This is a genomic window from Bradyrhizobium sp. AZCC 1693 (assembly GCF_036924745.1).
Taxonomy (GTDB): Bacteria; Pseudomonadota; Alphaproteobacteria; order Rhizobiales; family Xanthobacteraceae; genus Bradyrhizobium.
In genome coordinates this window covers 3579744-3605424 of record NZ_JAZHSD010000001.1, presented here as the reverse complement: position 1 = coordinate 3605424, position 25681 = coordinate 3579744, and the positions used below count along the sequence as shown (strand labels likewise).

At 64.1% G+C, this 25681-nt stretch carries 22 protein-coding genes; 8 read left to right on the top strand and 14 right to left on the bottom strand.

The features are described from left to right. Window positions 1–14: 14 nt before the first annotated feature. Together V1293_RS17145 and V1293_RS17140 are read right to left on the bottom strand one after the other, a co-directional pair. Entirely contained in the window at window positions 15–1163 is a 1149-nt protein-coding gene (locus V1293_RS17145) for an acyl-CoA dehydrogenase family protein (RefSeq protein WP_334511065.1), read from the bottom strand. A gap of 19 nt (window positions 1164–1182) precedes the next feature. Next, window positions 1183–2034 carry an enoyl-CoA hydratase gene (locus tag V1293_RS17140; RefSeq protein WP_334511064.1) on the bottom strand — a complete coding sequence of 284 codons (852 nt, stop codon included), beginning with the start codon at window positions 2032–2034 and terminating at the stop codon, window positions 1183–1185. Window positions 2035–2191: 157 nt separating this feature from the next. Here V1293_RS17140 and V1293_RS17135 point away from each other — a divergent pair, with 157 nt between their 5' ends. From V1293_RS17135 to V1293_RS17125, 3 genes are read left to right on the top strand one after another with little or no spacing between them, the layout of a single operon-like run. Then, on the top strand, window positions 2192–2800 hold the full coding sequence (locus V1293_RS17135; protein WP_334511063.1) for a LemA family protein: 609 nt from the start codon (window positions 2192–2194) through the stop codon (window positions 2798–2800). 19 nt (window positions 2801–2819) lie between these two features. Further along, the gene (locus V1293_RS17130) at window positions 2820–3704 is read left to right on the top strand and encodes a TPM domain-containing protein (RefSeq protein WP_334511062.1); all 885 of its coding nucleotides are present in this window, start codon (window positions 2820–2822) and stop codon (window positions 3702–3704) included. A gap of 1 nt (window position 3705) precedes the next feature. Further along, complete coding sequence (locus V1293_RS17125) at window positions 3706–4203, top strand: TPM domain-containing protein (RefSeq protein WP_334511061.1); 498 nt, start codon at window positions 3706–3708, stop codon at window positions 4201–4203. Window positions 4204–4517: 314 nt separating this feature from the next. Here the strand turns inward: V1293_RS17125 and V1293_RS17120 are convergent, their stop codons facing one another. From V1293_RS17120 to V1293_RS17110, 3 genes are all read right to left on the bottom strand, one after another. Beyond that, window positions 4518–5132 (bottom strand): glutathione S-transferase family protein, encoded by a 615-nt coding sequence (locus V1293_RS17120; protein WP_334511060.1) that lies wholly within the window; start codon window positions 5130–5132, stop codon window positions 4518–4520. Window positions 5133–5257: 125 nt separating this feature from the next. Beyond that, the gene (locus V1293_RS17115) at window positions 5258–6070 is read right to left on the bottom strand and encodes an MBL fold metallo-hydrolase (protein WP_334511059.1); all 813 of its coding nucleotides are present in this window, start codon (window positions 6068–6070) and stop codon (window positions 5258–5260) included. After that, window positions 6067–6441, bottom strand: coding sequence for a Crp/Fnr family transcriptional regulator (locus V1293_RS17110; protein ID WP_334511058.1), 375 nt, complete (start codon window positions 6439–6441; stop codon window positions 6067–6069). The genes V1293_RS17115 and V1293_RS17110 overlap by 4 nt, the downstream gene beginning before the upstream one ends. Window positions 6442–6678: 237 nt before the next feature. Between V1293_RS17110 and V1293_RS17105 the strand changes: the two genes are divergently transcribed. Both V1293_RS17105 and V1293_RS17100 read left to right on the top strand, forming a co-directional pair. After that, window positions 6679–7752 carry a hypothetical protein gene (locus tag V1293_RS17105; RefSeq protein WP_334511057.1) on the top strand — a complete coding sequence of 358 codons (1074 nt, stop codon included), beginning with the start codon at window positions 6679–6681 and terminating at the stop codon, window positions 7750–7752. A 90-nt stretch (window positions 7753–7842) separates the two neighbouring features. Further along, a complete protein-coding gene (locus tag V1293_RS17100; protein WP_334511056.1) occupies window positions 7843–9351 on the top strand; it encodes a hypothetical protein in 1509 nt (502 codons plus the stop codon). A 26-nt stretch (window positions 9352–9377) separates the two neighbouring features. Here V1293_RS17100 and V1293_RS17095 read toward each other — a convergent pair whose 3' ends face one another. The 3 genes from V1293_RS17095 to putA all read right to left on the bottom strand — a co-directional run bounded on the left by V1293_RS17095 (window position 9378) and on the right by putA (window position 14346). Then, window positions 9378–10025, bottom strand: a complete 648-nt coding sequence (locus V1293_RS17095) for a glutathione S-transferase family protein (protein ID WP_334511055.1) — start codon at window positions 10023–10025, stop codon at window positions 9378–9380. Window positions 10026–10036: 11 nt separating this feature from the next. After that, the gene (locus V1293_RS17090; RefSeq protein WP_334511054.1) at window positions 10037–11242 is read right to left on the bottom strand and encodes a CaiB/BaiF CoA transferase family protein; all 1206 of its coding nucleotides are present in this window, start codon (window positions 11240–11242) and stop codon (window positions 10037–10039) included. A gap of 98 nt (window positions 11243–11340) precedes the next feature. Next, window positions 11341–14346: a bifunctional proline dehydrogenase/L-glutamate gamma-semialdehyde dehydrogenase PutA gene (gene putA, locus V1293_RS17085; RefSeq protein ID WP_334516762.1), complete on the bottom strand. Its 3006-nt coding sequence runs from the start codon at window positions 14344–14346 to the stop codon at window positions 11341–11343. Window positions 14347–14605: 259 nt separating this feature from the next. Between putA and V1293_RS17080 the strand changes: the two genes are divergently transcribed. After that, complete coding sequence (locus V1293_RS17080) at window positions 14606–15265, top strand: hypothetical protein (protein ID WP_334511053.1); 660 nt, start codon at window positions 14606–14608, stop codon at window positions 15263–15265. 146 nt (window positions 15266–15411) lie between these two features. Here V1293_RS17080 and V1293_RS17075 read toward each other — a convergent pair whose 3' ends face one another. From V1293_RS17075 to V1293_RS17060, 4 genes are all read right to left on the bottom strand, one after another. Next, entirely contained in the window at window positions 15412–15612 is a 201-nt protein-coding gene (locus V1293_RS17075) for a cold-shock protein (RefSeq protein ID WP_028351035.1), read from the bottom strand. Window positions 15613–15976: 364 nt separating this feature from the next. After that, window positions 15977–16219 carry a hypothetical protein gene (locus V1293_RS17070; RefSeq protein WP_334511052.1) on the bottom strand — a complete coding sequence of 81 codons (243 nt, stop codon included), beginning with the start codon at window positions 16217–16219 and terminating at the stop codon, window positions 15977–15979. A gap of 198 nt (window positions 16220–16417) precedes the next feature. Further along, window positions 16418–18148 (bottom strand): adenylate/guanylate cyclase domain-containing protein, encoded by a 1731-nt coding sequence (locus V1293_RS17065; protein ID WP_334511051.1) that lies wholly within the window; start codon window positions 18146–18148, stop codon window positions 16418–16420. Between the two features lie 317 nt (window positions 18149–18465). Then, window positions 18466–19416, bottom strand: coding sequence for a transposase (locus V1293_RS17060; RefSeq protein ID WP_334507587.1), 951 nt, complete (start codon window positions 19414–19416; stop codon window positions 18466–18468). A 523-nt stretch (window positions 19417–19939) separates the two neighbouring features. Between V1293_RS17060 and V1293_RS17055 the strand changes: the two genes are divergently transcribed. Next, the gene (locus V1293_RS17055; RefSeq protein WP_334516761.1) at window positions 19940–21439 is read left to right on the top strand and encodes a glycosyltransferase family 39 protein; all 1500 of its coding nucleotides are present in this window, start codon (window positions 19940–19942) and stop codon (window positions 21437–21439) included. A gap of 831 nt (window positions 21440–22270) precedes the next feature. Here V1293_RS17055 and V1293_RS17050 read toward each other — a convergent pair. Beyond that, window positions 22271–23302, bottom strand: coding sequence for a YcjF family protein (locus tag V1293_RS17050; protein ID WP_334511050.1), 1032 nt, complete (start codon window positions 23300–23302; stop codon window positions 22271–22273). Then, complete coding sequence (locus V1293_RS17045) at window positions 23299–24762, bottom strand: YcjX family protein (RefSeq protein ID WP_334511049.1); 1464 nt, start codon at window positions 24760–24762, stop codon at window positions 23299–23301. Before V1293_RS17045 ends, V1293_RS17050 begins: the two co-directional genes overlap by 4 nt. Before the next feature lie 210 nt (window positions 24763–24972). On the opposite strand from V1293_RS17045, the gene trhA reads away from it, so the two are divergent. After that, a complete protein-coding gene (trhA, locus tag V1293_RS17040) occupies window positions 24973–25671 on the top strand; it encodes a PAQR family membrane homeostasis protein TrhA (RefSeq protein ID WP_334511048.1) in 699 nt (232 codons plus the stop codon). Window positions 25672–25681: the final 10 nt, after the last annotated feature.

Below are 25681 nucleotides of genomic sequence, written 5' to 3'. Positions count from 1 at the left end.
GGTGCGCTTCCTTTTCAGGCCTGGACGGCACGGCCACCCAATGCGGCGTGACGGCGATAGTGATGGGCGCTGCCGCCGAACAGCGTGTCGAAGGCAAGCAGCCGTTTGAAGTAAGCCCCGATGTCGAGCTCCTCGGTGACGCCCATGGCGCCATGAAGCTGAACGGACTGTTCGGCGACAATGCGCGCGCATTTGCCGATCTTGGCTTTCGCGCCCGAGGCCGCGCGACTACGTGCGACCGGTTCGGCGTCGGCCATCAGCGCGGCGCGCAACGCCATCGAACGCGCCTCGTCGCATTGCATCGCCATGTCGGCGAGGCGATGCCGGATCACCTGGTTGGCGGACAGCGGCCGTCCGAACTGTTTTCGTATCTTGCTGTATTCCAGCGTCTGGTCGAGCAGGGTCTGCATGATGCCGACGGCCTCAGCCCCAAGCGCGGCCATAGCGCGGTCAACCGCGGCTTCGATCGCGGGCAACGCGTCGCGGCCATCGCCGAGCAGCGCGTCGGCGGAGAGATGCACATCCCTGAGTTCGAGGTTGCTGGCCCGGCCGCCGCCAAGCCGCGGGAAGTCGCGCAAGGTGAGGCCGCGCGTGGCTTGCGGCACCAGGAACAGGCAAAGCCTGCCCGGCTTGCCATTGCCGTCATCGACGCGGGCCGAGACGATGATCTGCCCGGCGGCGCTGCCGTCGAGCACGGCAGTCTTGCGTCCGTCGAGACGCCAGCCGTCCGGCGTCTTCTTCGCCGTGGTCTTGACGTCGGCGAGATCGAAGCGCGCCTGACGTTCCGAATGCGCGAACGCCAGATAGAGCGAACCGTCGGCGATTTTTGGCAGCAGCGCCTGCTTCTGCGCTTCAGTGCCGCAATCTGAAATCAGCGACGCGCCGATCACGACGGTGGAAAGATACGGCTCGGAGACCAAGCCGCGCCCGAACGCTTCCATCAGGATGCCGATCTCGATGGCGCCGCCGCCGAGCCCGCCATGGGTCTCCGAAATCGGCAGCGCCAGCCAGCCGAGATCGGCGAACTGCTTCCAGATGTCGGCGCTGAAGCCGAGCGGATCGCTGGCGACCTTGCGGCGGTGATCGGCGGTACAGGTCTCGCTGACGAAGCGATCGGCACTTTCGCGCAGCAACCGCTGCTCGTCACTTGGGGTAAGGTCCATCTGATCTTCTTTGCTTGTTCTATTTTGCTTGTGCCGATTTTCTGACGGAAGGATGCAGGCCCGCGGGATCCACGATCATTCCGAACTCCTGCAGATTATGCGCGTGGCAGAGCTGATGCAGCGCGAACGCCTGCTCGATCGCCGCCGGCTGTCCCATCACGTCGACCGAGCGATTGACGGCTTCCTTTGTCAGCTTCAGCGCGAACGACGGCTTCGCCGCGATCCGTTCGGCAAGCTTCATGACGAAGGAGGAAAGTTCGCCACGCGGCACCACGTGATTGACCATGCCAAGCCGGTGCGCTTCCTCCGCGCTCCAGACGTCGGCGGTGAACAGCAATTCCTTGGCCTTGCGCGGACCGAGCTCCCAAGGATGCACGAACCATTCGACGCCGCAGACGCCCATGGTCACCACGGGATCGCAGAACTCGGCATCTTGGCTCGCGACAATCAGGTCGCAGGCCCAGGCCAGCATCAGGCCGCCGGCGATGCACTTGCCGTGCACTTCGGCGATCGTCGGCTTGGCAAGGTTGCGCCAGCGTCGCGTGATCTGCAGATAGATTTCCTGTTCGCGCGCGAAGCGGCCGTGGGCGTTGGGCTCGGTGAACCCGCCCCAATTTCCGACCGGCGGAAAATCAACGCCAGCGTTGTTCTTGGCCCCGGGACGCAGGTCATGGCCTGCCGAAAAATGCGGGCCGTGGCCTGCGAGAATGATGACCTTGACCGCATCGTCCTGCACCGCCTGGTCGAACGCGGCGTTGAGGTCGTAGGTCATCTGCAGGTTCTGCGCGTTGCGCGCCTCGGGCCGGTTCATCACGATCCGCGCGATGCGCGGCTCCGGCCGCTCCACGACGATGGTCTCGAACGTGGTCATGGGCTCTCCCTCTAATTTTATCGCGCCATGTTGTTATCTAAGCGAACGATAGGCAAGGGCCCATCGGCTGCGAAATGGACCTGAGGGAGGCTCACGCCTGCATACCTGACGCAACCAATCTGATAGGTTGGCGTTTGATTTCTTTTGGGAGAGTACGATGCGCAGATTATGGACCGTGCTGGCGGCGCTGGCGACACTGAGCCTGACCAGTTGCGGCTACAACGCGATCCAGACCAATGACGAGCAGGTCAAGTCGGGCTGGTCGGAAGTGGTCAACCAGTATCAGCGCCGCGCCGACCTGGTGCCCAACCTCGTCAATTCGGTGAAAGGTTTTGCGCAGCAGGAAAAGGACGTGCTGCTCGGGGTCACCAATGCGCGCGCCAAGGTCGGCAGCATCCAGGCCACGCCGGAAGTGCTCAATGATCCCGCGGCGTTCCAGAAATTCCAGGCCGCCCAGGGCGAATTGTCGAGCGCGCTGTCGCGGCTGTTGGTCGTCACCGAAAACTATCCGCAGCTCAAATCGGACGCACTGTTTCGCGATTTGATGGCGCAGCTCGAAGGGACCGAAAACCGTATCACGGTGGCGCGCAACCGCTACATCAAGGCGGTGCAGGACTATAATGTCGGCATCCGCACCTTCCCGAACAATCTGACGGCGATGGCCTTCGGCTACAAGGAGAAGCCGAACTTCACGGTCGACAACGAGAAGGCGATCTCGACGGCGCCGAAGGTGGATTTCAACCCGACGCCGGCGCCCGCAAAGTAGCGGCTGAAAAGAGACCGCGATGAACGCTGCAAGAGCCCCCCTTCTTGCGCTACTGTTGTGCTGGGCCTGTTCGGCGCTGGCGCTCGTTGCGGTGCCGCCGTTGAGCGGCCGGGTGGTCGATCAGACCGGCACACTGGGTAGCAATGACATCGCGTCGCTGACCGAGACGCTGAAGAATCTCGAGACGCGAAAGGGCAGCCAGATCGCGGTGTTGATCGTGCCGACGACGGACGGCGAGGCGATCGAGCAATTCTCGCTCCGGGTCGCAGAAGCCTGGAAGATCGGCCGCAAGAAGGTCGACGACGGCGCGTTGCTCGTCATCGCCAAGAACGATCGCCGCCTGCGGATCGAGGTTGGCTATGGCCTCGAAGGCGCGCTGACCGACGCTACCACCAAGCGTATCATCGATGAAGACATCACGCCGAAGTTCAAGGCCGGCGATTTCACCGGCGGCGTCTCCGCGGGCGTCGAACGGATGGTCCGGGTCGCCGAGGGCGAGAAGCTGCCCGAGCCGGAGCCGCCCCATTGGCAAAGTCCCGGCCTGTTCAACACTATCGACCCGTTCAATCCCTTCGTCCTCGCCTTCGTGTTCATTGTCGGCGGCGCGCTAAGGGCGTCGCTTGGCCGGCTGACCGGTTCGGCCGCGACTGGCGGTCTCGTCGGAGTTTTGGCGTGGCTCTTCGTCGGCAGCCTCGGGGCGGCTGCGGCTATCGGCGTGCTCGTTTTCCTCATTTCTGCGTTCATCGATCTGATACCCTCCGGTGGTAGCCGCGGCACACGTGGCGGCTGGTCGAGTGGCGGCAGCAGAGATTGGAGCAGCAGTAGCAGCAGTGGCAGTTCGAGCGGCGGCTTCAGTGGCGGCGGCGGCAGCTTTGGCGGCGGCGGCGCATCGGGGAGCTGGTAGCATGAGCATCAGGCGCATCGGCAGGCATCTCCTCGAACACCGTTGGCGGCTGCGGCGCATCTTTCCGCCGCAAGCGCTGGCGAGGATCGAGCAGGCGATCAGGTCAGGCGAAGCCACCCATTCCGGACAGGTGCGTTTCGTGGTCGAAGGTGCGCTCGACGGCGCGCCGCTGTTTCGCAATCAGTCGGCGCGGGAACGGGCGCTGGATATTTTTTCGCAGTTGCGGATCTGGGACACCGTCCACAACAACGGCGTCTTGATCTATCTGCTGCTGGCCGACCGCGATTTCGAGATCGTTGCCGACCGTGGCATAGACGCCAGGGTCGGCCGCGCCGGCTGGGAAAAAATCTGCGTCGAGATGGAGACGCAGTTCAGGGCCGGAAATTTTGAAGGCGGCGTGATCAAGGGAATCGAGGCGGTGTCGCGCGAGTTGGCGACGCACTTTCCGGCGCAGGGGGCAGGGCGGAACGAATTGCCGGATACGCCGGTTGTGATGTAGCTCACCACCGCCCTAAACCAATGGATAGTCGGCTCCATCCGTTTCGATAGTGTGAGCCTACCTCGGTACGTTTCGGCAATACCTATGCGCAATGGTGTCAGCCGGCACCGGGTGCTACTGATCAAAATAGTTCTACCAACCGGAATGCAAAGCAACGGAACCGGACCCACGAGCCGGCAGTTGCAAGACAAGGTCGGCGGCGTAACGCCCGCCGGCCTTTTTCTTGATCGAGCGGCCAGCTGAACTTCTCGATATTTTGCGACTCGTGACGTCACCCCGCGCGATCAAGTAGCACCACACGGCATCTAACGGGATCACGCCTTGGCCGAAGGCCGCTCGCCCACGCGCGCCATCCAGGCCGCGATGTTAGTGTTGGCCGTATCGAGCGGCTGGCCGACCTGGCCGGCGAAATCGAGCCAGCCGTAGAGCAGGATGTCGGCCAGCGTGAAGCGTTTGCCGCAGAGATAGTCGCGGCCGTCGGCCATCTGGGCGTTGAGCCATTGCAGGCGGTTGGCAGCGATCATCTTGAGGCCAGGCGAGGCTTCAGGCGCGCAGGGAATTCGCTTCTCGAAGAACTTCAGGCCTTCGCCGAAGCGGAAGCCGTTCCCCAAATGCTCGCAGATGTTGAGATCGACGCGGCGCGTCCACATCCGGCATTCGGCGCGCTCTTCCGGCGTCGTCCCGATCATCGCAGGCGCCGGGTGCTTCTCTTCGAGATACTCGCAGATCGCGGTGATTTCGGAGAGATAGCTGCCATTGTCGAGTTCGAGCGTCGGCATCTGGCCGTGCGGATTGCGCTTCAAATGCTCGGCCTCGCGGTTCTCGCCCTTGCGCAGATCGACCGTCTGCTTCGGCATCTCGATGCCCTTCTCCGCCATGAACATGCGGACAATGCGAGGGTTAGGCCCGACCGAGTCGTAGAACTTCATGAAGCTGTCTCTCCCGATATTTTTTGAGCAGTGTTGTTGGAAACTGTTGAACAGCCCGCCGCGACATTTGTCAAATGGGCGGATCACACATTCGGCGTTGTGGAATATGGTGCGGGCCGGCGGGGCTAGCTGTCGTCGAGCTTGTTGAGGTCGCGCACCGACTGCATGATCGGCTCGAAATTCGCGCGCGCATCCAGCGCGTCGAACAATTGTGCGGTGTCCGACAACAATCCGTGCGAGCGCTGTATCGCGATCCGCACATCGTCCTGCGGGGTGTCGGATAGCCGCCCGTGGCCCGACAGCAGGATCTTCGAGTTCAGGCCCTTCAGCCGCTCCAGCGACTGGATGTAGTCGGCGATGCTGCCGGAGCCGAACACGCCGCCCATCACGCCGCCGGGCATCAGGGTATCGGAGGCGAACAACAATCCCTTGTCCGGCTCGAACAGGGTAATGCAGGCCGAGGTATGGCCGGGCGTGTACATCACGCTGAGGCGGAAATTGCCGAGGTCGATCAGGTTGCCGTCCTCCAGCCAGAGGTCGATGTTGATCGGCACGTTCGGCTCGTTGAACATCTTGCGCAACATCGAGAAATCGTCGCGCAGCATGATCTTGTTGGCGGCCAGCCGATGCGCGGCGATGAGGGCGCGGCCGTGGAAATGATAGGCCGCGCCGATATGGTCGAGATGCTCGTGGCTCAGCACCACCATGTCGATCTTCTCGGGTGGACAGCCGAGGTGGTTGAGACACGTCAATAGATGCGGATAGTTCGAGGATAGCCCGACATCGATCATGATGGTGCGCGAGCTGCCGCGCACCAGATAGGCGTTCGCCGCGCGGTTCTTGAAACGGATCTGATAGACGTCTTCGGCCGCCTCGATCAGCGTACAGACGTCGCTGTCGAGCAGCGTCTTGAAAGGGCTCGGTTTGCGCTCGCTCATGAACCGCCCGCAGTTCTGAAGGCGACCGTGTTGGAGGCCCGCAAGCGTTTGCTGAGCGCATCCATGATCATCAGCGCAAAGGCCGGCTGCTGACTGACCAGGTAGACGAAGCGGGCGTGGTTGATCCGCATCACGCGGGTGTTTGGCGCGGCCGCAATGGCGGTTGCCGAACGGGACGAGCCGTCGATGACAGCCATCTCGCCGAAGAACTCACCCTTGCCGAGCGTGACGATCACCGTCTTGCTTGGGCCGTTCATCTTGGCGATTTCGACCTTGCCGTCGAGCACCACGAACAGTTCCCGCCCGGTCGAGCCTTCCTCAAAAATGACGTCATCTACATCAAACTCGTTGATGCATTTCTCGATGGTCATGGTGCCCACCTGCCTTTCTGGCTGGTCGGTCCATGTTAATCGGGAAACAGACCGGCGCAAACGGAACCAGCAAGGATGCCGCAGGGCAGCATTAGGGGGCTCGGGACCGGGCCAGCCGACATTTGCGGCCCAAACCGGGCCCGATGAGTTCCTAAAATTTCGGTAAGGCCGCCGCCGGTAAGGATTTGGCAAGCATTAAAAGTTACCAAATGGTCAATCAATTCTGGAGAATCCAACGTGAGCGATCAGCACCCCCAGCCCGCCAGCGGTGAAACCGGAACTCTTGGCGCCGGGCCGGCCGCGCCTGACATGCCTGCGCCGGGCGAGCCGGTAACGGCCGCGGCGGAGGTCGAGGCGGCAAAACTCGCGCCCGAGCAGGAAGAGACCTCGCCGAAGCCCGATGCGGCCAAGGACGCCCCCAAGGTGGACGCTCCCAAGGTGGATGCCGTCAAGATGGAAGCGCCGAAGGTCGAGGCGTCAAAGGCTGAGCCTCCCAAGATCGACGCCCCGAAGATCGACGCCGTAAAGCCGGAGGCGCCGCGCTTCCCCGGCAACGTGACGATCATGTCGCCCGGCGACCGCGTCGGAGCCGATGCGAAGGCTGCGCCGGCGGAAGGATCGTCCGGCAAACGAAGAATCGGGGCGATGGCCGCCGTGGTCGCGCTGGCGACGGTGGCAGGTGCGCTGAGTGGCGCGCTGGCAACCGCGGGGATTGGAAAGCTGATGGCCGGAGAACCGGCCCAGGAATCAGCTCAAGCATCAGTTCAGGCGCCAGCAAAGGACAGCGCGCTCGAAGCCTCGGTGGCGCGGATCGATGCCGAGATCGTCGCGCTGAAATCAAGCCTGGAGCATACTTCCAGGACGACGACGGGCCAGCTCAACAAGGCCAGCGACCGCCTCGACAAGGTCGAGAAGGCGCAGGCCGAGCCCGCCGCGAAACTCGCCAAGCTCAGCGAGACCGTCGACAAGCTGCGCGCCGCCCAGGCGTCCACGACGACGGCTGCCGCTGCGTCGGCTCCCGCGAAGGAAGTCACAGGGACGATACCGCAGCAGGCTGCGGCCGCAGCGCCGCCCGCGGCTCCGCCAGCGTCTGCGGCTCCGCCCAAGCCCGAGGTCGCCCGGCTGCCGACCGTCGAAGGCTGGGTGTTGCGGGACGTCGCCAACGGCAGCGCCCTGATCGAAAGCCGTCGCGGCATGTACGAGGTCTATGCCGGCGATCCCATTCCCGGACTCGGCCGTGTCGATGCCATTCGCAAGCAGGACGGCCGCTGGGTGGTCGTGACCAGCAAGGGTCTGATCGTCGCGCGCTAGCGCGCCGACATACGAACAGGAAGGCGCTTCACGGCGATGTGAAGCGCCTTTTTTCTTGAATAGGTCTCATTGCGCGGGGTTAGTTGGGGCATGAGCCGCGCGCCAGGAACTCTTGCTATCGTACTTGCCCTGCTGTGCGGCGCTTTGCCGGCGCGTGCGGCGCAAGATGCGGCGCTGGAGCGCGGCACCGCCATCACTGATCCCGCGACGCTGCGCGAACTCGATGGCGGAAAATTCCGCCTCGATCGCATGCTGCTGCCGGAGCGGTCGGCGGATATCCCGCTCGCCAACAGTGGGTTGTTCGCCTTGCCGTCGATGGCGCCGGTCCGGCAGGCCATCGATGGCGAGTTCGATCGCTATATCGCGCGGCACCGAGCGAACCTGCCAAAGGAGACGATCGGCGTCGGCGAGGGCTTTGATTTCCAATTGTTCGACCGCACGCTGCTTTATTCGGCAGAGACGCGGTTCGTGCTGGCCGGCATCGTCAATCGCATGGACCGCACTTACGCTGCGGAAGCAAGCTGCGGCGAGATCCGCCTGATCTACCGCCTGACGCGGATGAACAAGGCGGCCGGCGATGACGCTTCGCGGCTGCCGATGACGCTGAACCTGGTGCTGAAAGCGAGAGGCGAAGGCTCCGCGATCACCTGTTCCGACATCGCCAACCGCTGGCTCGCCACGCCGCGTGGCGGGACACTGTCAGGAAGGGATGGCCGGCTCGACCTGATCGGTCATGAAAATATCGACCGCATCGAGACCAATCTCCAGATTGCGCACGCGCCGAAATCCTCGGTTCGCGATTTCCGCACCGACTATCTGCTGAAGGTGTTTCGCTACGACGGGCAAGCGCGCGTCTTCGCGGAAGCGCCGATGGAAAACCAGATCGACCGTGCGCGCCTTCTGGCGGACGATGGCCTCAAGCGCGAGTTCAGGGCATGGCTGCTCGACCCCGCCAATCTCGTCGCGTTCGATCGCGGCACCGTGCTGATCCCGGAAAAATTCCTCGCCACCGGTGCGATTGCGCCAACGCCGGTCGGCGTCGATCCATCTGACCTGGAGCCGGAATTCGGGCTGATGCAAGGCGAGGGCGCGGTGTTCGGCGAGGCCGACGTCGTGGCTGCGCTAAGGAAGGCTGCGGAAGGTGGCGTGAAGCTGCAGAACATCCGCTCGCCCGCCGGGTTCGAGCGGCGGCTCAACGACGTGACCTGTTCCGGCTGCCACCAGACGCGCGGCATCGGTGGCTTTCACTTCCCCGGCGTCGACTGGATGGCGGACAAGCCGTCGAATACGACCGTCGTGCCGGCGTCGCCGCATTTCTTCGGCGACCAGATCCGCCGCCGCGATATTCTCGCGAGCCTGCGTGACGGCAAGGCGCCGGATTACTCGCGTGGGTTCGCCAGCCGTCCGCAATTGCGCGGCAGCATCGAACTCGCCGGCACCAACTATTACGACGGCTGGGGCGCGCATTGCTATGTGCAGGGCAAGCAAGCCGCCAGCAATGACGGAAGTTTTCGCGATTGGACCTGCGCCGAGGGCCTGACCTGTCAGGCCGCCGGCAAAATCTCGCGCATCGGCATGTGCTTCGTCAAAAGCCGCTAGCGTATGCGCGGGCACCTGACCGACGGCTACTTGGCGTAGTGCGTCAAGCGCTTGCCGGGCAGCAGATCGTAGGCCGATTTCCAGCCCGGCAATTGCGCCATGCGCTTAAGCCAGGCGTTGATCGCGGGATGGCTCGTTGCCAGATCATAGCCGGTCTCGTCGGCGGGATAATGCAGATAGGCCATCATCGAGATATCAGCCACCGTCGGCCGTTCGCCGATGGCGAATGCATTCTTCTGCATGTGCTGTTCGAGGATCGACAGGAAATCATCGAGACGCCTGCGAAAGTGCTTCAGCACATGTTCGTCCGGCGACGGCGTGAACGTGCGGAAATAGCGGTAGGTCGCCATGTAGCCGGTGAGCTTGTGGTTGTCCCAGAACAGCCAACGCAGCAGTTCGAACTGCTCCTGCTCGGTCTCACCGCCGAACCGGCCGAATTGCTTTGCCAGCATGAGCAGGATCGGCGCGGTCTGGGTGAGGCGCTCGCCGTCGATCTCGAGCACCGGGATTTCTCCCATCTCGTTGACGTCGCGCCGCCATTCCGGCGTCCGCGTGACGCCGCCGCCGAAATCGGTCCAGACCGGCTCAAAGGTCTGGCCGCACAGGGTCAGCATCAGCGCGAGCTTGTAGCTGTTTCCCGACTCCGGGAAGTAATGCAGGCGATAGCTGGGCATGGCTCGTTACCTCACGCCACCGCGCCGGAGGCGCGCAGCTTGCCGATCGCGGCTTCGTCATAGCCCGCGTTGCGCAAGATCTCGTCGCTGTGCTCGCCGATCGCGGGCGGCTTGCGCGGCTGGACCTTCCTGCTGCCATCCACCCAGATCGGGCTGGAGATCGTCAGCATGGTGTCATTCTCGAACGGCACCAGCACCTCGTTCTCGATCATCTGCTTGTCGTTCGGAATATCGTCAAGGATGCCGACCACGCCGAACACCAGGCCGTTGCCATCGAGGATCTTGCGCCACTCGGCAAGGTCCCTGGTTGCAAACGTCTCGTCGAAGATCTTGATCAGTTCGAGCGACCGCGCATGGCGCTCCTTCCTTGTCTCGAATCTGGGATCGGTGACGAGGTCCTCGCGGCCGAGGCAGCGCGCCAGCGTCGGCCATTGCCGGTCCTCATTGAGCAGGGAGAGGATCAGCCAGCGTCCGTCCTTGCACTGATAGTGGTTGGTGACCGCGTTCAGCGCACGCTCGCGCGGGCGGCGCTCGCCGAATTTCGCGCCGACCAGTTTTGCCTGCGCCAGCACCGAAGCGGCCCACACGCCGTTGGCCATCAGGTTGGAGCTGACATGCGAGCCCTTGCCGGTGCGCTCGCGCTTGTAGAGCGCGGTCACGATCGCGCCGTAAAATGCCATCGCGCAGGGGTGGTCGCCCATGCCGGCGATCGATCGCGCGGGCGTCGTGTGCTCATCCGCGCGCACCAGGTCCATCAGGCCCGAGCGCGCCCAATAGGCGTTGCTATCGAAGCCCGGCTTGTTGGCTTCCTCGCCCTTTTCGCCATAACCGGTGAAGGAGGCGTAGATCAGGCGTTCGTTGTGGGGCGCCAGGTGCTCGTGGGTGATGCCGAGCCGCTGGCGCACCTGCGGCGGATAGTTGGTGATGAAGACGTCGGCCAGCGCGGCGAGGTGATGCAGCACCGCCTGGCCCTCGGGCTTCGAGAGATCGAGTGCGAGGCTCCTCTTGTTGCGGGCTTCCAGCATCCACGCGAAATTATGCTCGCTATGCGGGTAGCCCGGCAAATTCGGCAGATTGCGATAGGGGTCGCCGGCGCCGGGCGGCTCGATCTTGATCACGTCGGCGCCGAAATCCGACAGCACCGTGGCGGCTGCAGGCGCTGCGATGAAACTCGCGCAGTCCAGAACCTTGAGGCCGTCGAAAATACCCTTATCCATCGTAGCGCCGCTCCGTGACGTTTGTTGCTCTTGTCGAGATATCGCGCATGGGCGACCCGTTCAAACGCCATTTGGCCCATCTTGGAGGGGCGATGCAACTACTCCTCGCCGGACATCAGCGCTGCATTTCCGCCGGCTGCCGCCGTGTTGACGGTCACCGTCTGTTCGGTTGCAAAGCGCGCGAGGTAATGCGGCCCGCCGGCCTTGGGCCCCGTCCCTGACAAACCATGGCCGCCGAACGGCTGCACGCCGACGACCGCGCCGATCATGTTGCGGTTGACATAGATGTTGCCGACCTGGAGCCGATCGATCGCGTCCTCCACCGTATCGTCGATCCGGGAATGGATGCCGAGGGTGAGCCCGTAGCCCGAACGCTCGACCGATTGCAGCACCTGGTCGAAGCGGTCGGCGCGGTAGCGCACCACATGCAGCACCGGGCCGAATATTTCCTCCGTGAGCTGGCCGGCGTCGGACAATTCGAAGATATGCGGCGCGACGTAGTTGCCTTGGGGTGCGCTGCCCGCGAAGTGCATCCGGGCTTCCTGCTTCATGCGTTCGATATGCGCGTCCAGCCGCTGCTTGGCCTCAGTGTCGATCACCGGGCCGATATGGGTGGCGGGATCGGAGGGATCGCCGATGACGAGTTCGCGCGCCGCGCCCGCAATCATCTCGATCATGCGGTCGGCGACATCGTCCTGCAGGAACAACAATCGCAGCGCCGAGCAGCGTTGACCGGCCGAACGGAACGCCGAGGTCACGACATCGTCGGCAACTTGCTCGGGCAGGGCGGTGGCATCGACGATCATCGCATTGATGCCGCCGGTCTCGGCGATCAGCGGCACGATTGGTCCATCCTTGGCGGCGAGCGTACGGTTGATCGTGCGGGCGACTTCGGTCGAGCCGGTGAAAACGACGCCGGCGATATCGGGATGCGCCACCAGCGCGCCGCCGATCCGGCCGTCACCCACCACGATATGCAGCGCGGGTGCCGGCACGCCGGCTTCATGCAACAGGCGGATGGCTTCGGCCGCGATCAGCGGCGTCTGCTCGGCGGGCTTCGCAACAACCGCGTTGCCCGCCATCAAGGCCGCCGCGACCTGGCCCAGGAAGATCGCTAGCGGAAAATTCCACGGCGAGATCGCGACGAAGACGCCACGGCCGCGCAGGCAGAGCATGTTGCTCTCGCCCGTCGGGCCCGGCATCGCCTTGCCCTCGCCGAACAACTCGCGCCCCTGCGCAGCATAGTAGCGGCAGAAATCCACGGCCTCGCGGACTTCCGAGATCGAATCATCGAGTGTCTTGCCGCCTTCACGTTGCAGCAGCGCGATGAAATGCGCCGCGCGCCGCTCCAGCATCTCGGCGGCCTTCTCCAGCGCCGCCGCGCGTGTCTCGGCAAGCGTTCGGGTCCAGCGCTTGAAGCCGTCGCGCGCAGCCAGTATCGCCGCATTGGCTTCGCTCGCTGTCGCATCGGCGACGCTTCCCGGCCCTTGTATTGGTGTGGCGGCGACAGTTGAAACGAGTTGCTCCAGCGCCGTTCGCTCACCGAATTCAATTCCGCGGGAATTTTTTCGTTTGGGTCCGTAGAGACCGCGGGGCAGCGGGATTTTGGGATGCGCGGCGTTTTCGGCACTACCGATGATATCGGCCGGACGCCGCAGCAATTGCGACACCGGCACCGCCTCGTCGGCGGCGAGCGCGACAAAGGATGAGTTGGCGCCATTCTCCAGCAATCGCCGCACCAGATAGGCCAGGAGATCGCGGTAGCTGCCGACAGGCGCGTAGGTGCGATGGGCGATGTCGGGGCGGTCTTCGCCGAGCTTCGCATAGAGCGCCTCGCCCATGCCGTGCAGGCGCTGGAATTCGAATCCGCTCTGGTCCGTTGCCAGTTCGAGGATGGTCGCGACCGTCAGCGCATTATGCGTGGCGAACTGCGGAAAAATCCGCGGCCGCAGCGCCAGCAATTGCTGCGCGCAGGCGACGTAGTTCAGATCCGTCATCGCCTTGCGGGTGAACACGGGATAGCCATCGAGCCCGCGTTCCTGCGCGCGCTTGATCTCGGTGTCCCAATAGGCGCCCTTCACCAGCCGCACCATCATTTTGCGGTCGAGGCTGCGTGCGAGGCCATCGACGTAGTCGATCACGTCGGAGGCGCGCTTCTGATAGGCCTGGATCGCCAGCCCAAAGCCGTCCCAGCCTGCAAGCGATGAATCGCCGAGCGCTGCCGCTATCACGTCGAGCGACAATTCCAGCCGGTCCGCTTCCTCGGCATCAACAGTGAAGTTGAGATCATGGGATTTGGCCTGCCGGGCGAGATCGATCAGGCGCGGGACCAGTTCGCTCATCACCCGCGCGCGGCTCACAGCCTCGAAGCGCGGATGCAATGCGGAGAGCTTGACCGAGATACCGGGCCGGTCGGGGAGGGGGCGGTCATCGGCTGTGCGTCCGATCGCCTCGATCGCGCTTGAATAGGAATTGAAATAGCGCGCGGCATCATCGGCGGTGCGCGCGCCTTCGCCGAGCATGTCGAAGGAGTAGCGTTGATGGCGCGAGGAATGCGGCTGCGCCCGCGACAGCGCCGCCTCGATGGTCTCGCCGAGCACGAAATGATTGCCCATCAGCCGCATCGCCTGTCGCGTCGCCGCCCGCACCGCAGGCGCGCCCAGCCGCTTGGTGAGGCGCCCGATGGTCCCCTGCGGTGTCTCGCCCGGCTGGATCACGCGGGCCGACATGCCGAGCGCCCACGCCGAGGCATTGACCAGGAACGCGCTCGACCTGGTTTCGTGATGGATGAAGTCGCCCTGGGCGAGCTTGTCCTCGATGAACTGGTCGGCGGTGCGGGCGTCCGGCACCCGCAGCAGCGCTTCCGCCAGCACCATTAGCGCCAGCCCTTCCTTGGTCGACAGCGCAAACTCGCGCAGCATGTCCTCGACGCCGCCGAGCGGATCGTCATTGGCCCTGATGGCCTCGATCAGCCGGGCCGCCGTGCGATCGACGCGCTCTTCCTGCGCCGCATCCAGCCGGGCGGCCCGAAGCAGGCGGGTGGCTAGTGCACGGTCGTCGGGCGCGTAGGGCGCGCTGAAGGGCGGAAGAGGCGACTGAGGAATCAGCATAGGATTCTCTTGGCTCCAGCCAGCTTAGCGGGCCCGGGATTGACAGAACAGGGCTCAAAATCCTCCCAATTTCCAACGGGATGGCCGGATCGCCAGGGCCGGAATGGCGTGCGACCGGAACCCACTGGCGCATGGAAAACACAGCGGCCGGAATTTCCGCGGCTTGACCCGCAGATCGCGGGCTTGCTGGTTGGCAGCGTAGGACAGCCGCGCTAATCGTCAGGCACGCCGTCGCTTGGGAACAGCAGGGATCATGAGAGACGCCGCTCTGCCGATATGGAGAAGCCGCGCGCGGAACAGCTTCGCCGCCGCGCTTGGCGTTCTCCTTGCCGTGTTGTTTGGTACCCCCGCGGCGAAGGCCGCCGAGATCAGCGCTGCGATCGCTTACCTCTACAGCTCGGTTTCGATCTACCCACCCTCCGCCAATGCCATGACCGTCTGCTACGGCTTCGTCTGCCGACGCCGCGAGATCCTCGATTTCACGGCACGCGACCGCAACGCGATTACACAAATCATGGCGGCAGGGCGCGCGTCGGCCGCAGCCGAACGCGCCGCGGTGCAGAAGGTGGTGGTGTGGTTCGACCGCCGCATGGGGCCGATCCTCGGCACCGACAAGCGCGTGGCGAAGGCGGATTTCCGCTACTTCGACGACAAGCACAATTACGATTGCTGGGACACGACGCGGAATACCACCAGCCTGTTGCTGGTGCTGCAGGAGTGGGGCCTGCTGAAACATCACGCGATCGGCGATCCGAAATATCGCGGCAATACGCTGGTGCTGCAGACGCCGCACAACACCGCGGTGCTTGTCGATCGCGCCACCAAGGTTGAGTGGGTCGTCGATCTCTGGCCGCGCGGCTATCTGCAGCCACCCGACGTGATGACGGTCGAGAGATGGGTTACGGAAGATTGAGCGGCCGGTTCTCGCGCACGATTTAGCCATCGCACGTGCAGAAGCGGTGCCCGCTCCGCCGAACGCTCACAGTTTTTGAAATTTTTTTTAGCTCAACTCCCGGATTTTTAGTCCGAGAGCGCGCCGTTGCCGATCGCGCGTTAGCGCTAAACCTTGAGGTTCTCGGCCGAAGTCTTGCCCCGGTTGGCGATCTCTTCGTATTCGACGGTCTGCCCTTCATTGAGTGTCGAAAGACCAGCTTTCTCAACTGCCGAAATATGAACGAACACGTCCTTGCCGCCGCTCGAGGGTTGGATGAATCCGTAACCCTTGGTTGGATTGAACCACTTCACCGTACCTTTAGCCATTCACGTCGTCTCCGCGGAATCAAAAAACGAAAACGAGCCGCCGGTCCCCGCACTAACCGGCATGCCCGAGCTATAAGGATACGCGGGTTGGGGCGGGCTGGGTAGCGCAAACGAAACGGCAGTTTCGGCAAAAAAGCGCCCATTCGCGCCCGATTTCCGCCGTTTTGCGGGTTTTGCGCTCATTTGACGCGGCCGGGTTGAGGTGATTCGCAAATTAGACAAATGGTCCGCCCCGCGGCGCGTTGAGGTCATTTGTCCGCTTGCAGGGCGGTGGCGGCGGGCCTCCGGCATGGCCGATCGCGAACCGAAAACCCCGGCCGCGCGAGCGACCGGGGCTTCCGAACGGATGCGTCTGCGACTTGGATCAGTAGCAGACGTTCACCGTCCGCCAGCGAAAGCCATAGGGCGTCAGCACGCGGCGGGTCACGTAGCAGCCGTCATAGCCGCCACCGACGAAACCGACGCCGAAGCCATGGCCCCAGTGGTGATGATGATGGTGCGGATACTTCGGCCAGATGAAGCCACCCGCCGAAGCGGAGGTCGGCGCCAGCGCCATGGCGCTGAGGGAAGCGGCGGCAACAAGAGCGAGAGTCACTTTGCGAAGCATGGTCGTTCTCCAAAATGTGCGCGGTCGACGTTTGGTCTTGGCGCGGGTTTCAGTTTCAGTCTTACCCATCGCCAATCTGTCGTGCGCCCCGAGATGCGGGTTCGAGGAATCTGCGCCGCGCTCGCCGACAATTTTCTGAACGATTATTCAGGTGTGAAAAACATCACACAGGCCCGAAACGCTATCACTGCAGGGGTTTCAGGCCGCGGCGCTTTGCTCTTCGTTAACCAGCGCCGGCAACGTTCGCGCATCGGTAATCGTGCGCACGATCATCGGCTCGTTGCGTCCGCGGATCTCGACGTCATGCTGCGGCAATGCATCGGCGGCGAGGCCGGCGGTTGCGCGAACTTCGTCCGACACGACGACCTCGCATGTAAGGCTCTTGGTCATGTCCTGCAGCCGCGCCGCAACATTGACGGCGTCGCCGAGCGCAGTGAACACCATGTGGTCGCGGTACCCGATATCGCCGACGATCACTTCGCCGCCATTGATGCCGATGCCGAAGCGGATCGGCTCGCGCAGATCATGCTCGAGAAATTTATTCAACTCGTCGACATTGGCCGCGATCATCGCCGCCGCGCGCAACGCCTGGCGGCAGGCTTCCTGCCTGGAGGTCGAAAGCCCGAACAGCGCCAGCATGCCGTCACCGACGAACTGGTTCGGCATGCCGCCGCTCGCCAGCACCGCCTGCGACACCGCGCCGAGGAAGCGGTTGACGATGAAGACGGTGTCGAACGGCAGGCGCTTTTCCGCAAGCTTGGTCGAGCCGCGCATATCGACGAACATGTTGACGAGATAGCGTTCCTGTCCGATCCGCGTCGGGTTCGAGCCGTGGCCGTCGGCGGCCGTGTGCGGCAGGAAGAGCTGGAAGAACGACAGATCGGTGGCCGGCCGCAACTGGCAGGCGAGCCTGATCGACGGATCCGACGTGCCGACCCGGCCGAGCACGAACGCTTCGCGCTGCGAGGGCTCGGGCAACGCGCTGCAGTCGCCGATGATGCGGATGCGGCAGGTCGAGCAGCGCGCGCGGCCGCCGCATACGCTGGCATGCGGCACGTTGTTGCGCAGGCTCGCTTCCAGCACGCTGAGGCCCTTGGGCACGCGGACCGTTCGGCCGTTGCCATAGGACAGGCTGACCATGCCGCGGCGGCGCTCATTGACGGCGCGGGCGCCCTTGGCCAGCAGCGCGATGCCGAGCAATCCGAGATAGAAGATCAGGGCGTAGTCGGTGATGCGATCGAGCACCGCCTGCTGCTCGCGCGTCCCGACCTGGCGCTGCGTCAGGTTTTCCGCCCGCCATTCGCGGCTGTCATTGTCGACGACGTTGCGGCCGCCCTGATAGAAGCCGAGCATGGCCAGCGTCGGAATCAGCACGGCGGCTGCGAGCAGAAACGGCGCGGCGCGTTTGAAGAACGCCTTCATCCGGAGCCAGAGATAGAGGCCGATGCAGCCGTGCACCCAGGCGATGGTCATGACCGCGAGCATCAGCCAGATCCGGTACGGCGCCGAAACCCAGTGCAGAAAAAGCACCTGCGGATAGAGCTTCTCATGCCCGTACAGCGTCTGGCCGAGCCGCACGCCGATGATATGGGCGATCACCAGCATCGGCACGCTCAGGCCGAGCACCAGCTGCAGCGGCTCGATCGCCTTCCAGCGGAATTGGCGGCGTTCGTAGAGCGCCCAGATGCCGAGCGCGGTATGCACCAGGCACGCGACGTAGAACAGGATTGCGACCGGGAGGAACTGCCAGAACAAGGTGTGGAGGTAGACTCCGCCCGCCAGCGCTTCCATCGAGACATTGCCGAGCGCGTGGTTGAGAAAATGGCTGACCAGATAGGCGAACAGCACCATGCCGCTGACGAGGCGGACCTGCCGGAGGCTGATGCCGCGGACGGATGCCGTCAGTTGTTCTCGGGAAAGAGCGGCCATGCGATCCATAGGGTCAATATTGGGCGATACTAATGCCTAATTCCAGCGATGAATACCATCTACCTCGTCCTTGCGAACGCAGGGACGACCGTGGGGAGAGGTGCGAGAACCTATCAGCTTGGTCGTCCCTGCGGACGCACATAGGCGCTAAGGTAGTTGGATCATTGTTTGATACGTGCGTTTTCTTGGGGGTTCGCGAAGATGGCGCTGGAGCGCCGACTTTGACCGGCGCAGGCAGGCGATTGTGGGCTGTGGGATAATCGCCTGAAGCAGCGAGGCGACGAGATTCTGAAGCAGACGCCAAGCGCCAGGCGGCGTCAGGCGGCTTCGGCCAAGCGGGGAGAGACCTCGAGTTCGTCGATGAACGGCTCGAGCAGCAGAATGGCCAATAGATGAGCCAGAACGTGGGGTCTGGCGGAGCCTTCATCGGTTCCTGGCGGTCCCTTCAGGCCGATCAGACTCTTCAATCGTTTGAAGCCGAGTTCGATCCGCCATCGAAGGCGATATAGGGCCAGGACATCGGCGGTTGCGAAGTCCTTGGGCTTGAGTGAGGTGATCAGGATCACCCATTCGGCGGCCTCGAGCGTTTGCTTCGAGAGTTGGTGACCGCCTCGCTGTGCGTCGCGGCGCGCCTTGCGTCGCGCGTCGGCAGCCGCCTGCACCGGCTTCTTGATGGCGACCAGACGCAAGGCGAGAGGTGCGCCGCGCTTGCGTTTTACCCAGATCGGCCGATCGATCAGCCCGCGGACTGCCGCCTTGCGCAACGCGGCGAGGAGATCGAACACCTCACCTTCGGCATCGAGCCAGCGCGCGCTCTTCCAGCCGGCCCGGATCACGAGGTCCGCTCCGGCTTCGAGCAGGGTCGCCATGCGGTCCGGTTGCAAATAGGCGCGATCGGCAAGGCGGATCTCTCCAGCCACCGCCGGTATCCGGTCGAGCGTCTCGCCCGCCCGCTGATCGGTCAGTTCGAAGTGGCCAAAGCGTTCCTGCGGCAGATCGAACGCGCTGTGGATGCGCCACACCTTGTTCTTCTTCCTGGCCTCCGATCCTTTCTTCGGCACCGAAGTGGCATCGATGATGCGGATCATTCGTCCCCGGCTCGCTGACGGGGCAGTGGCCGCAAGTACCTGACCCACCAGCATTGCGAACCAGTCCCCGCACTGACGCAGTCGATATAGCAGAGCCACGTTGGAAATATCGACAAGACCTACCGATGTCGCCCATGCAACGGTCGAGCGCAATCCGCGCTCGCCCAGACAGTAAGCCAAGATCAATCTCAGCAAATCCACCGCATTGGTGATCTCACGCGGACGCAAAAACGCTCTCGTCTTACGCGCCGTAACTTCAAGCGTTTCCACCCCGCCAAGCCGGGCGACAACGTTCGCCCAGTCCTCATTCACCAGTGATTCGTGCCTCATGACACGCTGGAATCACAAACGATTCCGACCCGCAACACTATTTTAGCGCCGATGTGCGGACGCAGGGACCCATACGCCGCGGCCGGCGCAATGGGCACAGCGCGAGACGGCGTTGTTTCAGCGAGCTGCGGCTGTAGTCGGCAGAGCGTCTGCGACCGCGCGCCATCGATAGATCACGCGGTATGGGTCCCTGCGTTCGCAGGGACGACGATGAAGTTTTTCCGTCGCGGCACGTTGACACCTCAGGGGCAGTCGAGGAGAAAGCGCCGTGCCGATTACCCAGCCCCATAAAAGCCAAGCCAGTCCCGCCGCGCCGCCATGGCTTGCAGCGCCCTGGCTTGCCGTTGCGTTGCTGATCGCGGCGCTGACGGTGATGCGGCTGGTCTATGCCGGTGTGCTCGATCTGCGTACCGACGAGGCCTATTACTGGACCTGGTCGAAGGAGAGCGCGCTTTCCTTTCTCGATCATCCGCCCGGCATCGCCTGGCTGATCCGGTTCGGCACCGCGATCTTCGGCGACACCAGGCTCGGCGTGCGGTTCGGCGGCATCGTCGCGATGCTGGTGACGCAGCTTTTGCTCGCCAACATCGTCCGGCGCGTGACGCATGATGCGCGCGCCGTCATCCTCGCGGTGCTGTTGCCGGAAGCCGCGCTGTATTACGGGCTGCTGATGGCGAAGGTCGCGCCCGACACCGCGATGATCCCCTGTGCGGTCGCGATGCTGTGGTCGCTGGTGCGGCTGCATGAGAGCGGCAATCCGCGCTGGTGGCTGGCCGCGGGGCTGTTCGCAGGGCTCGCGCTGCTGTCGAAATTCACCGCGATCATGCTGTTGCCGGCGGTCGCGGCGTTCGTGCTGGTGCCGGACTGGCGGCGGCGCTGGCTGCTCAGCCCCTGGCCATGGCTGGCGGTGCTGATTGCGGTGATTGTGTTTCTGCCGGTGTTGATCTGGAACGCGCAGCACGATTGGGCGTCGTTCCGCTTCCAGTTCGTGCGCGCGGTCGCGACGCATCAACTGTCGTTCCGCACTGTCGGTGAATTCATCGGGCTTCAATTCGGCCTGGTCGGCTTCGTGCTGCTGCCGGTGGTGCTGTCCGGCGTGACGCTGACCGCCTGGCGCGGCTATCGCAGCCGCGAGCCGGTCGCGATCCTGCTGTCGACCGCCGTACTGGTGCCCTTCCTTTATTTTCTCTGGAAGTCGCTGACGCTCCGCGTCGGCGACACCTGGCCGATGTTCCTGTGGCCCGCCGGCTTTGCCGCAACCGCAATCAATCTCGTGATGCTGCCGCGCGAAGGTTTTCCGGAATGGATCGTGAAGTCGACATTCTGGTGGGCGAGGGTCGCTGTGATCTCCGGCATCGCCTTCGTGGTCGGCGTGTTCTTCTATTACGTGGCGGCGCCCTGGAATCTGATCGGCAAGACCGATCCCGTCGGCGGCGAGGCCGGCTATGAACAGGTCGCGGCGCGCGCGCGCGAGCAGTTGCGAGCGACCGGGGCGACCTGGATCGCGACGTCGGATTATCGCACCTACGCGATGCTGCGCTGGCATTTCAACGGGGAAGTGCCGGTCATCCAGATCAACGAGCGCGGAAGATTTCAGGGATTTGGCGATCCCGGCATGAAGGCGATCAAGGATCATCCCGGCCTCTATGTCGCGCGCGAGCCGGACCATCGCCTGCCGCTGTGGGATCTCACCACCGCCAAGCGGCAGCCGCTGGCGCGGGTCGAGCGCGTCTGGCGCGGGGTGGTGATGGATACCTACGCGCTGGAAGAATTGACGGGCTGGACGCCGGAACTGTCGCCGCCGCCGGAGTCGCCGCTGTTCCGCTGGCGCGTGCTGGCGGGGATTGTGAGGTTCGATGCGGTAGCGTCGTAGCGCACCCCGATTGCGCATCAGATTCAAAGCACCATCCATTCAAAAGGTCGTCGTCCCCGCGAAGGCGGGGATCCAGTACGCCGCGGCTTTTCGGTTCTATCACTGGCGTCTCTGGAATACTGGGTCACCCCGCCTTCGCGGGGACGACAGCGGAATATGCGTTCGCGATCTCGCGACAGGAGCTGCCCGAGTTTTGCCTGAAACTTCCCGCCCTCCTGTCAGAGGGCGCAGGGAAGACCGGGTGCTTGCTGCACCCGCGGTCTCGCGTGCGATTTGCGCAAACAAAAGTGCACACGAGCATACAGGGCAGCGGGAGCATTCCGGCCTTCCCTGCGCAATGGCTTTACGGCTTACTTCGTGATCTCCCCGGAGAACGGCTTTCTTGCCTCCGTCGCCCCCCAGAAGCTTCGCTTCTTAAGGACTTAACGCCAGCACCGCGGCGCCCGAACCACACGACTTCGCCGTACGCTTCCGGCGCGCAACGTCTATCGCGCCATCTGCGTCCATCGCATCTCACCGCACGTTCGTGACGATCGCGAGCGCCCCTCATCTGCCGTGAGACGCGCGGAGTTATGCCGCTGATTTGGGTGAGAACGAAAGCAGAATATTTTTGCGCGAAGGGCTGGACAGGTATTCACTGATTTGCCCGTCGTGTTGTTTTGTCGCAGTTGCGTGCCGAGATTGCGCTTGCGCGCAAAGCAAATCAGTTCGCAGGCCGTAGGGTAGGCAAAGCGAAAGCGTGCCCACCATCATGCGCGCAATGCTTGATGGTGGGCCCGGTGCTTTCGCGCCTTTGCCCACCCTCCCCAACGCCCCCAGCGGAATCAAACCTCACGCCTCATCGTCGCGCTTGCGCAAGAGATCCTTGGCGAGATCGGCCAGCGCAGGCCGCGGCAGCGCGGTGAACGGCAGCGGGCGGGTGACGTCGATCGCGGCTAACCCCAGCCGCGCCGTGAGCAGCCCGTTCAGCACGCCTTCGCCGAGCCGCTGCGAGAGTTTTGCCGCGATGCCGTGGCCGAGCATCTGCTGCACCAGGCTGTCGCCCACCGCCATGCCGCCGGTGATGGCGAGATGGCCGATGACGTGGCGGAGCAGGCTGATCGTGCCGAGCGTGCCGGGCCTGCCGCCATAGAGCCGCGCCAATTGCCGGATCAGCCGCATCGCGGCGACGAACACGAACAGCACGTCGATCAGCGCACGCGGAGACACCGCCGTGACCACCGAGACGCGTTGCGCGGCCGTGGAAACGAGCCTGCGCGCTTCCTCGTCCAGCGGCGCCAACAATTCGCGCTCGGCCAGCTTGATCATGTCGGCGCCGTCGATGATGTCGCCGGCATGGCTCACCAGCGTGGCGCGGGCGCGGGCCAGTTGCGGGTTCTGATGCGCGAGCTTGAGCAGGTCGTTGACGACGGCGCGGCTCTCGGCGCGGTCGTCGCTGCGCAGCACTTCCGTTGCGCGCTGATGCAGCTTTTCGATCGCCGCCAGCCGCGCCAGCCCGAAGGCTTCACGCCCGATGACAACCGCCAGCGCCAGCGCTGCGGCGGCGGCGAATGCCAGCGCGACATAGCCCAGGGTTTCGCTGCGCGCGAACAGGTCCTCGATCAGATTGACGACGCCGAGGCCTGAGGCCAGCAGCACCAGGCCACCGACGGCGGACCAGAACAGCGTGCCCCAGCGAAAGCCGCGGCGTGCCGGGACCAGCGGCGCATCGATCGGTACGGGCAGGGTGGCGGGATCGGCTTCGGGCGTGATGTGCACGGTGCCGCGGGCGGGGCGGCCGGTTTCATCCGGACCCATCACGACCACGCCGGGATCGCCGAGCTTGAACGTCGCCGGCCGCCGATGCGGCGTTTTCTCGCTCATTGCAGTCGGTCTCCGATCAGGAACTGGAGGGCGCGGTCGAGGCGGATGTGAGGCAGCGCGGGCTCGTCGTTGGCCGTGCGTTCCAGCAGCGGCGGCCGGAAGCGCAGGAAGCGGAAATCGGCCTGTTCGGACGCCGTGCTGGAAAGGCCGCGAAAGCCGCCATTGAACAGTTCCTCAGGGTCCGCGGGCAGGTCGCCCGGAAAGGTGGCCACTTCGGTCTCGCCATCGAAGGCCTCGCCATTGGCGGTCTCGCCGGGCGCGGGCGTGCCGATAATGGACGGCAGCTTCTCCCGGCCGCGCGCGACCTGCGCCTCGCGCGTGGCGCGCACCGCCGATAGCGCGACCACGTCGATGGCAGCACCGGCATATTCGGCGCGGCCGGCCGCCTTGGCAACCGCTCGCCGCAGCACGGCTTCCAGCCGGTCATGGCTCTGATGGTGCAGATGATCGGCCTTGGTGGCGGCAAACAGAATGCGATCGATCCGGGGACGAAAGAGACTGCTCAGGATCGTGCTGCGGCCGATCCGGAAGCAGTCGAGAATGCCCGACAACGCGGCTTCGAGGTCGTGCAGCGCTTCCGGCCCGGCATTGAAGGCGGCGAGCGCATCGACCAGCACGATCTGGCGGTCGAGCCGGGCAAAATGATCGCGGAAGAACGGGCGCACCACGACGTCCTTGTAGGCCTCGTACCGCCGCCGCATCATCGCCCATAGCGAACCGTCGGGCGCGCTGCCGTCGGCAGCGACATCGAGCGGCGCAAAGGTCAGCGCCGGTGTGTCAGCCAGATTGCCCGGCATCAGGAAACGCCCGGGCGGCAGCAGGCTCATCGCAAACCGTTCGTCGCGGCAGACGCGCAAATAACCGGTGAACAGTTTGGCCGCGGTGAGAGCCTGCTGTTCGTCCTCGCTGCCTTCGGGATGAAGCGTCTTCAGATGCTCGTGCCAGGGCGCGGCCAGCTTTGCGCGCGGGCCCTCGCGCGACAACGCAAGACTCTCGGTCGACCATTGCTCAAAACTCTTGTTGAGCAGCGGCAGATCCAGCAGCCATTCGCCGGGGTAGTCGACGATGTCGACGGTGAGCGCGCGGTCGGCGCCGTTCTGCCGCTGGTAATCGATGACGAGGCGCAGTTCGCTGATGTCGACGGTGGAACTCGGCCAGCGCCGCTCCTCGATCAGGGTGCGGACGTGGTTCTCGTAGGCGAAGCGTGGCACGGCGTCGTCCGGTTGCGGCGCCAGCCGCGCGCGGGCGATCCGGCCCGTGGCATACGGCTCGAAGATCGGAAACCTGCCGCCGCGGGTCAGGCCGTGGATCAGCGCGGTGATGAACACGGTCTTGCCGGCGCGCGACAGGCCGGTGACGCCGAGCCGCACGGTGGGATTGAAGAAGCTGTCGCCGTAGTCCAGAAGCGCCCGCGCCGACAGGCGCGCTTCCTCGACGATATCTGAAAAACTGGGGGCCATGCGGGCGTGGAAGGCTCGATGTCGGAGGGGCGTGGTGGGCGATTACCGGAAAAGTGGCGATTGGCCGGCCAAAATCAAGCGTCCGTGATCGGCTGGGCACGGGCTTCTACGGATATCGGCTTGTCACCGTCAGCACGAAAATGCCACGGCCGTGGAGTACTCGGAAGACCATTGTCCTGATTGCTCCCTCAACAGCTTCCACGGACCCGCATGACCATCTTCAGACTGAAACAACTCGCCTCGACATCCTTCCATGCGGCGGCTGATGCCATGCAGTGGAACTACGACCGCGCCGAACTGATCGCCGATGGCGTCGTGCATATCGCAGGCGTCTGTCTGGGGCTTATCGCCGCTACCGCCCTGATCGTGCTGACCGCGGTCTATGCCAGCGCGTTCGAAATTGCGGTGGTATCGGTCTACGTCGCGGGCCTACTGGCGATGCTGACGCTGTCGGCGATCTATAATCTCTGGCCGGTGTCGCGCGCCAAATGGGTGCTGCGCCGCTTCGATCATTCCGCGATCTATCTCCTGATCGCCGCCACCTATACCCCGTTCATCGTGGCGCTGAAGGAGAGCTATCTGGCGCTTGCGCTGCTGGGTGGGGTGTGGTGCGCCGCGATCGCCGGCGTGGTGCTGAAGCTGGCACGCCCGGGGCGCTACGATCGTTTGGCCGTGGGACTCTATCTTGCGTTGGGCTGGAGCGGCGTCATGATTTACGATTCGGTGGTGAAGGCGGTGCCGCCGCTGGCGCTGGGCTTCGTGGTGGCGGGCGGCGTGCTCTATAGCCTGGGCGTGATCTTCCATGCCTGGCAGCGGCTGCGCTTCCAGAATGCGATCTGGCACGGCTTCGTCTTGCTCGGCGCAGCCTGCCATTATACGGCTATTCTCGATATGATGGTCCTGACGTAAATCATAATAA